This is a genomic window from Kitasatospora sp. NPDC091257, assembly GCF_044757675.1.
Lineage (GTDB): Bacteria > Actinomycetota > Actinomycetes > Streptomycetales > Streptomycetaceae > Kitasatospora > Kitasatospora lactacystinica.
Genome location: NZ_JBIVVI010000198.1, coordinates 1 through 9,939, shown reverse-complemented (window position 1 = coordinate 9,939; position 9,939 = coordinate 1). Strand labels below are relative to the sequence as shown.

Below are 9,939 nucleotides of genomic sequence, written 5' to 3'. Positions count from 1 at the left end.
TTTCTCCGGCACCCTCTTCGGCGTCGTCCCCACCGCCGAGTGGCTGGCGGCCCACACCGCCGCCACCGGCCTCGTCCTGCCGGCCCGGGAGGAGGTCGGCGTCGAGCCGGTGGCGGACGGGCTGGCCGGGTCCACGGACGAGGCGCGGTGCGGGGCCAGCGCACGGCGGGGACTGCAGCGGATGCTCGGGTACGGCGTGACGGCGGTGGCCGGGCCCTTCGAACGGGCCTCGGTGCGGACGGCGGTGGCGCGGTCGGGGGTCGTGGGACTGCCCGGGGCGTCCGCTTCCGCCGGTTCTGCTGCTTCTGCAGGTCCTACTGGTCCGGCCGGTCCGGCCGGACCTGCCGGTTCGTCAGGAGGGCCGGGCGACGAAGGCGCGGGGTCGCTGGACCCGCTGGCCGTCCTGCCGCTCGCGGAGGCCGTGTACGGGCGGGTGGCGGCCGGGCGGCGGGCGGACTTCGCGGTGTTCGCGGTCGCGGGGGGCGGGATCGGGGACGGGGGCGCGGAAGCCGTGTCGGGCGCGGACGTGGGCGCGGGTGCGGGTGCGGGTGCGGGTGCGGGTGCGGGTGCGGGTGCGGGTGCGGGCGCGGCGGCGGGCGCGGAGCCGGCGGCGGGTGGGTGCCTGGCCACGGTGCTGGGCGGGCGGTTGGTGTACCGCCGACGGTGAGACGGTCGTCACGGCGGGTGTGACGTACTCGTCAGTAGCCGGATTTCCTTGTGGCGAACGGGACTTCCTTCGTGTGCACCCGAACTCCGGTGCCGGTGCCGGAGAGTGATTGTCCCTTCATCGTGACCTGAGGGCCCGCCAGCGGATACGATCCCGGACAGCTCACTCCGTACCCTCACCACACCACTGCCCGCGCCCGCGGGCGGCGGGGCCGTGTCCCCGGCCCCGAAGGCAAGCCAGGACAGGAACCATGCAAACCGCGACCGTTCCCCCGCCGCGCACCCCGCGGATGGGCCGTGGTTGGTACCTCGCCGCCGTGCTCAGCGCCGTGCTGGCCGTCGGCATGTGCCTGCTCGGTTGGCGCCAGGCCGACCAGGCCGACCGGATCGAGGCGCACCCGGTGAGAGTCGAGGGGGTCGTCACCCAGCTCCCGACCGGCGGCGGCACCTACAGTGCCGTCAGCTACCGGGCCGGCGGGGAGCCGCACACCGCGGCCGCGCTGCCGCTCTCGGACAGCGCCAGGCTCGGCGACAGGATCTGCCTGGAACACGCCGCCGACGACCCGGGCGCGGTGCGGATCTGCGGCGACACCTACCCGCAGCCCGTCGGCGTGGGCCTGGCCCGGTTCAGCGTGCCGGTGGCCGTCGTGCTCTTCGTGATCTGCGTGCTGCGCATCCGACGGCATCACAAGGCCCTCGCGCTCCGCGGCGGGCAGGGGAAGCTGGCCGCCAACCTCGCGCTGGCGACGGGGGCGCTGGCGGACGGGATGCCCGCGATAACGCACGGCAAGCGGTCGCGTCGGCGGCGCCGCGCGGGCGGGCGGCGCGCTCAGCACTGACCGGCCGAGCCCGGTACGGGTGGGCCGGGTCCGGCACCGGCGGGCCGAGCCCGGTAGCGGCGGGCGGCTGCTAGACGTCGGGCGCGTGCCGGGTCCGGCCGCGGGCCCGGCGATCGGCCCCGGGCCCGCGGGCGCGGGCCGGGGTTCGGCCGGGTTCGACTCCGGGGTCGGGTCCGGGTCGGTGTGCCCCGTTGGTCGGGGCGTCCGTGCGAGGGTGAACAATGGGGGCGTGACCCGAGCCTCTCTGGACAAGCAGCCGCACGAAGTCGCCGCCATGTTCGACGACGTCGCGGCCAAGTACGACCGCACCAACGACGTGCTCTCCCTCGGCCAGGCCCGTGCCTGGCGTCGGGCGGTGGCCGAGACGGTGGCCGCCGGGCCGGGGGACCTCGTGCTCGACCTCGGGGCCGGCACCGGCACCTCCTCACTGCCCTTCGCCGAGGCCGGGGCCGAGGTCGTCCCGTGCGACTTCTCGGTCGGCATGCTCGCCGAGGGCAAGCGCCGCCACCCCGAGCTGGCGCTCACCGCCGGCGACGCCACCCGGCTGCCGTTCGCGGACGACACCTTCGACTCGGTGACGATCTCCTTCGCGCTGCGCAACGTCCAGGACACCGACGCGGGGCTGCGCGAGATGCTGCGGGTCACCAAGCCCGGCGGCAAGCTGGTGATCTGCGAGTTCTCCACCCCGACCTGGACGCCGTTCCGGACGGTCTACACCGAGTACCTGATGCGCGCGCTGCCGCCGGTGGCCACCGCCGTCAGCAGCAACCCGGACGCGTACGTCTACCTCGCCGAGTCCATCCGGGCCTGGCCGGACCAGCCCGGGCTGGCCACCAGGCTCCAGGACAACGGCTGGTCGAAGGTCGCCTGGCGGAACCTGACCGGTGGGATCGTCGCGCTGCACCGGGCCTACAAGATCGCGTAGCCGGGCTCGGCCGATCCGGCCCCGGCCGATCCGGGCGCGGGCCCCGGGCCCGGGTGTCACGGCTTCGGGTGCCGAGGCTCGATCGGTACGGCGCGGGACCGCGGCGCGGGTCCGGCGGTCGGGGGCGGGGGCGCATCCGGTGACGTGAGCGGAACTAGACTGCCGGAGACAGAGCCGCCGTCCCCCAGCCGCAGTTCCAGGAGTGTGTCCACGTGTCCGAGACCGCAGCCGATCTGACGAAGCCGGACAGCCCCGTGGAGAGCACGGCCGACGTCATCGTGGTCGGCGCGGGCCCGGCCGGCTCCACCACCGCGTACTACCTGGCCCAGGCCGGGCTGGACGTGCTGCTGCTGGAGAAGACCGCCTTCCCGCGCGAGAAGGTGTGCGGCGACGGCCTGACCCCGCGTGCCACCAAGCAGCTGGTGGACATGGGCATCGACGTCTCCACCGAGAACGGCTGGCTGCACAACAAGGGCCTGCGCATCATCGGCGGCGGTGTCCGGCTGGAGCTGGACTGGCCCGAGCTGTCCTCCTTCCCCGACTACGGCCTGGTGCGCAAGCGCGCCGACTTCGACGAGCTGCTCGCCCGTCAGGCCGAGAAGGCCGGCGCGCGGCTCTACGAGCGCTGCAACGTCAGCGGGCCGGTCCTGGACGAGCGCACCGGCCGGATCGTCGGCGTCACCGCCAAGCTCGGCGACGAGAAGCGACCGGTCACCTTCCGGGCCCCGCTGGTGGTCGCCGCCGACGGCAACTCCACCCGGCTCTCCCTCGCCATGGGTCTGCACCGGCGCGAGGACCGCCCGATGGGCGTCGCCTACCGCACCTATTTCACCTCGCCGCGCCACGACGACGACTACCTGGAGTCCTGGCTGGAGCTGTGGGACACCCGCGGCAGCGAGCGCAAGCTGCTGCCCGGGTACGGCTGGGTCTTCGGCATGGGCGACGGCACCTCCAACGTCGGTCTCGGCATCCTCAACTCCTCGCCGGCCTTCGGTGAGCTGGACTGGCGCGAGGTGCTCAAGGCCTGGTGCGCCGGCATGCCGGAGGAGTGGGGCTACACCCCCGAGAACATGACCGAGCCGATCCGCGGCGCCGCACTGCCGATGGCCTTCAACCGGCAGCCGCACTACACGCGCGGCCTGCTGCTGGTCGGCGATGCGGGCGGCATGGTCAATCCCTTCAACGGCGAGGGCATCGCCTACGCGATGGAATCCGGCCAGATCGCCGCCGGGGTCATCGTGCAGGCCCTCGCCCGGGTCACCGACGGCGGCCGCGAGCGTGCCCTCCAGGCCTACCCGCGCATCCTCAAGGACGTGTACGGCGGCTACTACACGCTGGGCCGCGCCTTCGTGAAGCTCATCGGCAACCCCAAGGTGATGCAGATCGCCACCCAGCGCGGCCTCACCCACCCGATGCTGATGCGCTTCACCCTCAAGCTGCTCGCGAACCTCACCGACCCGCAGGGCGGCGACGCGATGGACCGCGTGATCAACGGTCTCGCCAGGGTCGCGCCGAACGCCTGACCAGGATCGGGTGCCCGGTCCGGTTCGGCGCCTGGCCCGTCCGGGTGTCTGGCCCGTCCGGGCCAGGAGGAGGCCTGACCCGAGGGGACGGCGCGCCTCTGACGGGGGCGTCGCCTATGCCTCGTCGACCGCCGGGGGTTCCTCCGGCGCCCGCCGGGAGGCGGTGGAGCGCTGTTCGACGTAGGCGAGGCGCTCGGCGAAGACCCGGGCCGCGTCGGGGGTGAGGGTCCTCAGGGCGACGAGGGCGGAGAAGACGACGTCGCAGAGCTCGTGCTGGACGTCCTCCCAGGTGTGGGTGACCCCCTTGCGCGGGTTCTGGCCGGTGGCACCGACCACCGCCGCACCGACCTCGCCGATCTCCTCGGAGAGCTTGAGGAGCCGCAACAGTCGCTCCTCCTGGGGCGACTGCGTGCTCTGCTCGTCCAGCCATGCGACCAAGTGGTCGACGCTCTCCCAGATCCGGCTGTCCATGCGGTGCTGCTCCTGCTCCCGTTGCGGTGTCGTTGGTGCTGCCACCGTACGGGAGCGGGGAGCGGGGGATGGCGGGTGGCGGGCCGGGGCTGTCCGGCCCGCCCGGTCAGCGGGCGTTGATCTTCACGTTGCGGATGTTCACCGGGAGCGTGGGGAAGCCGTCGCCCGGGTTGTTCTGGTCGTCCTCGCCGCCGGCGGCGATCTTCTGGAGCACGTCCAGTCCGGCGGTGATCCGGCCGAAGGGCGTGTAGGCGGGGGAGAGCTTGGTGTCCTTCCAGACGAAGAAGAACTGGCTGCCGTTGGTGTTCGGGCCGGCGTTGGCCATGGCCACGGTTCCGGCCGGGTAGGTGGCGCCGGTCAGGTTCTCGTCCGGGAAGGAGTAGCCCGGACCGCCGCTGCCCGTGCCGGTCGGGTCGCCGCACTGGAGGACGTAGATCCGCTGGGTGGTGAGGCGGTGGCAGTGGCTGCGGTCGAAGTAGTCGTGCTCGGCGAGGAACCGGAACGAGAAGGTGGTGCAGGGCGCCTTGTCGGTCAGCGCCTCGAAGGTGATCTGGCCCTGGCTGGTCCGCAGTGTCGCGCGGTAGGGCTTCGCCGCCTTCTTGGCGTCGAACACCGGGATGCCCTTGAAGTTGTCGGCCGGGACGGCCGGTGTGTAGGTGCAGCCGGCGGTGGGGGTGCCGGCCGCGGGGGCGTCCGCGACGGCGGTGCCGGTGCTCGCCACGAGCGGGAGGACGGTGGCGGCGGCGACCAGCGCCCAGTGCGTGCGCTTCACGTGACGGACCTTCCGGGGAGTGGACGGCGGGGTTGTCATGCGTGCATCATCCACGGCCGGATGGGGATGCGGTAGGGGTTGGGGCGGCCGTGGCTGCTCGGGCGGCAGTGGTGTGACGGTTTGTCAGTTCTGTTCCGTGGTGGTCGTGGTGGTCGCGGTGGTCGTGAAGAGCCCGGCGCTCGCGGCCAGGGCGGCGGCGTCGGCGGCCCGCTCGGCGGTGCGGGCGTCCAGGGGCTCGCCGGAGAGGAACAGGCGGTAGTAGAGCGGTGCGGTGGCGGCCCGGACCACCTCGGCACCGTCCGTCCCCGAGGGGAGCTCGCCCCGGGCGACGGCCCGTTCGGCCACCTCGGCGGCCTGGCGGTGCCGGGCCGCGAAGAAGGCGCGGAGGGCGGCCGCGCCGGCGTCCGAGCGCTGGGCGGCGGAGATCAGCGCTATCGGTGTGGGGCCGAGCACCGGGTCGGTGAAGACGCTGAACACCTCCTGGGTGATCCGGCGGAGGTCCTGCTGGAGGTCTCCGGTGTCGGGCAGGGGCCAGGGTTGGTCGGCGGAGGCGGTCAGGGCGTCGGCGACCAGGCCGTCCACTCCGCCCCAGCGTCGGTAGAGGGTCGCCTTGTGGGCGCCGGAGCGGGTGGCGACCGCCTCGACGGTGAGGCCGTCGTACCCCTTCTCGGTGACTTCGGCGAGCGTCGCGGCGACCACTTCCGCTCGGACCCGGGCGCTGCGGCCGCCCGGGCGCGGGGTGGGGGTGCGGGGTTCCGGCGCGGGGTGGGTGGCCTCAGTCAAAGTCGACTCCGGTCGCGTCAGGGATTGCTGTGGCGTGACGGTCGCGCCGTGCTCATCGTAATGCGACTCAAGTTGCATTACGAGCAGAGCCTGCCCGCCCGCCGCGGCCACCTGCTCGTCGCCCGACCCATCGGTGCCCGCGCAGGGCATTGATCATCGGCGGTTTGGTGCGCGAGGATGGCGCACCTTTGCTCCACGCTCCACCTCGTCCACCGCCGGGCTCTCCGCCCGGCCCTTTGGGTCCGTCCGACGCCGTACGGTACTCGCGCCCGCCGGTTCCGTCCGTTCGGAGGGATCTTTCGCATGTCAGCCTCCTTGTCCGACCTGCCCGAGGGTTCGTCCTCGTCGGTCCTTCGTGATCTTCCGGTCCTGCTCGTGGCCGTGGTGTGGGGATCGAGCTTCCTCGCCGTCCAGCGCGTGGCCGAGCCCGGGACGGTCGTGGCGATGCTCGTGCTGCGGTTCGGGCTGGTGCTGCCGCTGCTCGGGATGGTCGCCTGGCGCGCCCTGCGGAGGCTGAGCCGTGCCGAGTGGCTCGGCGGTGCCGCACTGGGGCTGGTGCTCAGCGGGATCTTCCTGCTGGAGACCTACGGAGCCGTGCACACCTCCGCGACCAACGCCGGACTGATCATCAGCCTCGCCATGGTGCTCACCCCGCTCGGCGAGAGCGCCCTCGGCCGGACCGCACCACCGAAGGCCTTCCTCGCGGCCGCCGGGCTGGCCGTCCTCGGTGTCGCCCTGCTCACCGGCGACGGCGGGCTGCGCCCTCCGACGCTCGGAGATCTGCTGGTGCTGGGCGCCGCCCTCGTCCGCTCGGCGTACGTCCTCGCGATGGCCCGCACCCGAGCCGTCCGCGACACCGACATGCTCGCCGTCACCTGGGTCCAACTCGCCGTGGCCACCGGCGTGTTCTCCGTCGTCGCGCTGTCGGTCGGCCCTGCGCCGTGGACGGTCGCCCGTTCGTACGGAGCCGGCCAGTGGGCCTGGCTGCTGCATCTGTCCTTGTTCTGCACTCTGTTCGCCTTCTTCGTCCAGATGTGGGCCGTGCGGGCCACGTCGCCCTCGCGGGTGAGCCTGTTGCTCGGCACCGAGCCGTTGTGGGCCGCCGTCTTCGGGATCACCCTGGCCGGGAACCGGATGGGCCCGCTCGCCCTGCTCGGCGGAGCCCTGGTGCTGGTCGCGACGGAGTGGGGCCGGCGCACGGCCCCCGCGCCGGCCCCCGCGCCGGCCCTGATCCGGAACGAGGACGAGGGCGAGGGCGCGAGCGGGAGGGATGCGGTGGGGCCGAGCGCGGAGCCGGCCCAGGGGTGACCGGCCGCCCTCGTCACCGGTGCCGCCACAGCGTCCGGCGGGCGTAGTCGAGGGTGACCGCACCGAGCAGCGGGCCCCAGGCGACCAGGGGCAGGTAGGCGAGCGTCATCACCACGCCGGCGAGCCCGTGCGGAGAATCCGGTTCGGCGAGGTTGCGGGCCCAACCGCCGAGGAGCGCGGTCGTACCGAGGGAGGTGAGGATCACCGAGCCCAGCAAGGCCGGGACGATCGCGGCGAGTGGCCGGACCCGTCGGCCGCCCAGCAGCGGTATCCACCGGGGCGCCACCAGCCCCCAGGGCCGGACCAGGCCCAGGGTCAGGAAGGCCAGCGACTCGGCCAGGGCGCTCAGCGCCACGCAGTAGAGCGTGCCCCAACCCGGTTGGTGCTCGGCGTACGCGGCGAGCGTCGCGCCGCTGAAGCCGACCGGGACGCCGAAGCCGAAGGCGATCCGCCACAGCCCCGAGGGGACGGTGGTCAGGACGGCGGCCTTGGCGGCGAGCCGGGCCCAGCGCGGCGCGGGCGGGACGTCCGGGGCGTCCGCCGCGGCCCGGTGGGCGGTGCCGCGGGCGTTGATCACGAGCTTCGACATGGTGGTGGACTCCCTTCGGCTCCGGCCTCCGTGGCCGGTGCGACGACTCAAGACTGGAGCCCCGCCAGGGGTTCGCGGCAGATGCCGATCGGGCTGTTCCTCCTGCTCAACCCGCCTTTGAAATATGCCGATCGGCACAGGCGCGGCGCATGGGCGGCGTCGTAATGTGACGGCAGTCGAGGAGTCGAGGAAGGTGGTGACGATGACTCAGATCCTGTCCGGGGTCGTCCTGGTCCTGGTGCCGACCGCCTGGTCGGTGCGGCGGCGGTACGGGGCGGCGGCCGCGACCATGGCGCTCGGGGCTGCGTCGGTCGCGGTCACGGCCGCCGTCTGGTTCCTCGGCCGCTGGGTGGAGGGGCAGCGCTGGGCCGGGCTGTTGGGCCTGGTGGAGCTGGCCGTCCTGCTGCTGTCGGTGGTCGTCGGCCTGCGCGCCGAGGACGGCCCGTGGTGTGCAGCGGCCGCCTGGACGGCCTGCGGAGCGGTCGCCCTCTGGCCGTCCCGGTTCGTGTTCATCGAGGGGCCCGCGGACACGCTCACGCTCTTCGGGTTCGGATCGATGCTCTCCCTGCCGGCCGTGCTGATCGGGCTCTACCTGCGGGGCCTGGACGAGGTGCGCAACAAGGCAGTGGCCGAGGCCAGGCGGGCGCAGCGGCTGGAGCTGGCCCACGACCTGCACGACTTCGTGGCGCACGATGTCAGCGGCATGGTCGCCCAGGCCCAGGCGGGTGCCTACCTGGCCGGGATCGATCCGGCCCGGGCGGCGGAGATGTTCCAGCGAATAGAGCAGGCCGGGCAACGGGCGCTGGCCTCGCTGGACCGGACGGTACAGCTGCTGCGCAGCGAGGAGGGCGGAGGCCGCGGTCCGCAGCCCGGACTCGCCGAACTTGCCGAGGTGGCCGAGCGGTTCACCGCGACGGGTGGAGCCGAGGTCCGTCTGGAGCTGCCGGAGGAGACGGTGCCGCGCGAGGTGGAGGGCACCGTCCACCGGATCGTGGTCGAGTCCCTGACCAATGTCCGGCGGCATGCTCCGGCCGCGCGGGAGATCGAGATCCGGGCCCGCCGCAGCGGCGGACGGCTGGAACTGACGGTGACCAACGACGGTCGGGCCCCGGGCCCGGCAGGGCGGCCGCGCCGGGGCGGCGGCAGCGGCCTGCCGGGCTTGGCGGCCCGGGTCGAGGCCCTCGGAGGTTCGCTGGAAGCCGGCCCGCACGAGCGGGAGGCCTGGCGGGTGACGGCGGTGCTGCCACTGGAGGTGGCCGGTGCGGGGCCGACGGGTTCGTAGGAGCCGAGGCGGGACGGGTAGCGGGGAGGTACGGAGATGGGCAGCGGCACAGGGCCGATTCGGATTCTGATCGCGGACGACCAGGCGGACGTGCGCAGTGCGTTCCGGATGATCCTGGACGTTCAGCCGGACATGGTGGTGGTGGCGGAGGTGGCAGACGGTGCCGCTGCGGTGCAGGAGGCCAGGAGGCTGCGGCCGGATGTGGTGCTCGCGGACATCCGGATGCCGAAGCTCGATGGTCTGGAGGTCACGCGGCAGTTGGCCGACCAGTGCAAGGTGATCGTGGTGACCACCTTCGACCTGGACGAGTACGTGCACACGGCACTGCGGCACGGGGCGGCCGGATTCCTGTTGAAGCGGTCGGGGCCGGTGCTGCTGATCGAGGCGGTCCGGGCGGCGATGGCGGGGGATGCGTTGATCAGCCCGCAGATCACCGTCCGGCTCCTGCGGCACATGGCACTCCCGGGTGCGGAGCCGGTGCCCGGGCGGGGCGGCGCCAAGGCGGCCGCGGTGGCTCCGCAGTCGACAGCCGGCCCGACGGAGGAACTGACCACAAGGGAAAGGGAGATCGCCGAGCTGGTGGCAGACGGCGCGACCAACGCCGAGATCGGCGCGGGGCTGTTCATCTCGCCGGGGACGGTGAAGAACCACCTCGCCAACATCCAGCGCAAGATCGGAGCCCGTAACCGGGTGGGCATCGCGGCCTGGATCTGGGAGCAGGCGACCGGCCGCCAGTAGCCGGCCCCAGCCCGGGGCGAGGGCCCGGAGGCGAGGGACCGGG

The 9,939-nt window shown here is 73.4% G+C and carries 10 protein-coding genes and 1 pseudogene; 7 read left to right on the top strand and 4 right to left on the bottom strand.

Going from position 1 to position 9,939, the window contains the following annotated elements:
- The 4 genes and pseudogenes from ACIQOV_RS12370 to ACIQOV_RS12355 form a co-directional block, all read left to right on the top strand.
- Nucleotides 1–667: pseudogene (locus tag ACIQOV_RS12370) on the top strand (hypothetical protein); the annotation flags it as partial.
- Between the two features lie 250 nt (nt 668–917).
- Entirely contained in the window at nt 918–1,505 is a 588-nt protein-coding gene (locus ACIQOV_RS12365; protein ID WP_387691510.1) for a hypothetical protein, read from the top strand.
- 229 nt (nt 1,506–1,734) lie between these two features.
- On the top strand, nt 1,735–2,430 hold the full coding sequence (locus tag ACIQOV_RS12360) for a demethylmenaquinone methyltransferase (protein ID WP_359902232.1): 696 nt from the start codon (nt 1,735–1,737) through the stop codon (nt 2,428–2,430).
- A 212-nt stretch (nt 2,431–2,642) separates the two neighbouring features.
- Nucleotides 2,643–3,953, top strand: a complete 1,311-nt coding sequence (locus ACIQOV_RS12355; RefSeq protein WP_359902234.1) for a geranylgeranyl reductase family protein — start codon at nt 2,643–2,645, stop codon at nt 3,951–3,953.
- Nucleotides 3,954–4,067: 114 nt separating this feature from the next.
- Here the strand turns inward: ACIQOV_RS12355 and ACIQOV_RS12350 are convergent, their stop codons facing one another.
- From ACIQOV_RS12350 to ACIQOV_RS12340, 3 genes are all read right to left on the bottom strand, one after another.
- Nucleotides 4,068–4,424, bottom strand: a complete 357-nt coding sequence (locus ACIQOV_RS12350; protein WP_401047860.1) for a MazG-like family protein — start codon at nt 4,422–4,424, stop codon at nt 4,068–4,070.
- A 106-nt stretch (nt 4,425–4,530) separates the two neighbouring features.
- Nucleotides 4,531–5,196, bottom strand: coding sequence for a peptidylprolyl isomerase (locus ACIQOV_RS12345; protein WP_401047858.1), 666 nt, complete (start codon nt 5,194–5,196; stop codon nt 4,531–4,533).
- 123 nt (nt 5,197–5,319) lie between these two features.
- On the bottom strand, nt 5,320–5,979 hold the full coding sequence (locus tag ACIQOV_RS12340; protein ID WP_401047856.1) for a TetR/AcrR family transcriptional regulator: 660 nt from the start codon (nt 5,977–5,979) through the stop codon (nt 5,320–5,322).
- A gap of 303 nt (nt 5,980–6,282) precedes the next feature.
- Between ACIQOV_RS12340 and ACIQOV_RS12335 the strand changes: the two genes are divergently transcribed.
- The gene (locus ACIQOV_RS12335; RefSeq protein WP_401047854.1) at nt 6,283–7,287 is read left to right on the top strand and encodes a DMT family transporter; all 1,005 of its coding nucleotides are present in this window, start codon (nt 6,283–6,285) and stop codon (nt 7,285–7,287) included.
- A gap of 13 nt (nt 7,288–7,300) precedes the next feature.
- On the opposite strand, the gene ACIQOV_RS12330 is transcribed toward ACIQOV_RS12335, so the two are convergent.
- Nucleotides 7,301–7,876 carry a hypothetical protein gene (locus ACIQOV_RS12330; protein ID WP_401047853.1) on the bottom strand — a complete coding sequence of 192 codons (576 nt, stop codon included), beginning with the start codon at nt 7,874–7,876 and terminating at the stop codon, nt 7,301–7,303.
- Nucleotides 7,877–8,078: 202 nt separating this feature from the next.
- On the opposite strand from ACIQOV_RS12330, the gene ACIQOV_RS12325 reads away from it, so the two are divergent.
- Both ACIQOV_RS12325 and ACIQOV_RS12320 read left to right on the top strand, forming a co-directional pair.
- Nucleotides 8,079–9,158 (top strand): sensor histidine kinase, encoded by a 1,080-nt coding sequence (locus ACIQOV_RS12325; protein WP_401047850.1) that lies wholly within the window; start codon nt 8,079–8,081, stop codon nt 9,156–9,158.
- A 36-nt stretch (nt 9,159–9,194) separates the two neighbouring features.
- Entirely contained in the window at nt 9,195–9,896 is a 702-nt protein-coding gene (locus tag ACIQOV_RS12320) for a response regulator (protein ID WP_401047848.1), read from the top strand.
- Nucleotides 9,897–9,939 lie beyond the last annotated feature (43 nt).

Bases quoted from the DNA above. Each gene is read 5' to 3' on its own strand.
- ACIQOV_RS12365 (WP_387691510.1), top strand. From the start codon at position 918: ATGCAAACCGCGACCGTTCCCCCGCCGCGCACCCCGCGGATGGGCCGT.
- ACIQOV_RS12335 (WP_401047854.1), top strand. From the start codon at position 6,283: ATGTCAGCCTCCTTGTCCGACCTGCCCGAGGGTTCGTCCTCGTCGGTC.
- ACIQOV_RS12350 (WP_401047860.1), bottom strand. From the start codon at position 4,424: ATGGACAGCCGGATCTGGGAGAGCGTCGACCACTTGGTCGCATGGCTG.
- ACIQOV_RS12330 (WP_401047853.1), bottom strand. From the start codon at position 7,876: ATGTCGAAGCTCGTGATCAACGCCCGCGGCACCGCCCACCGGGCCGCG.
- ACIQOV_RS12320 (WP_401047848.1), top strand. From the start codon at position 9,195: ATGGGCAGCGGCACAGGGCCGATTCGGATTCTGATCGCGGACGACCAG.
- ACIQOV_RS12325 (WP_401047850.1), top strand. From the start codon at position 8,079: ATGACTCAGATCCTGTCCGGGGTCGTCCTGGTCCTGGTGCCGACCGCC.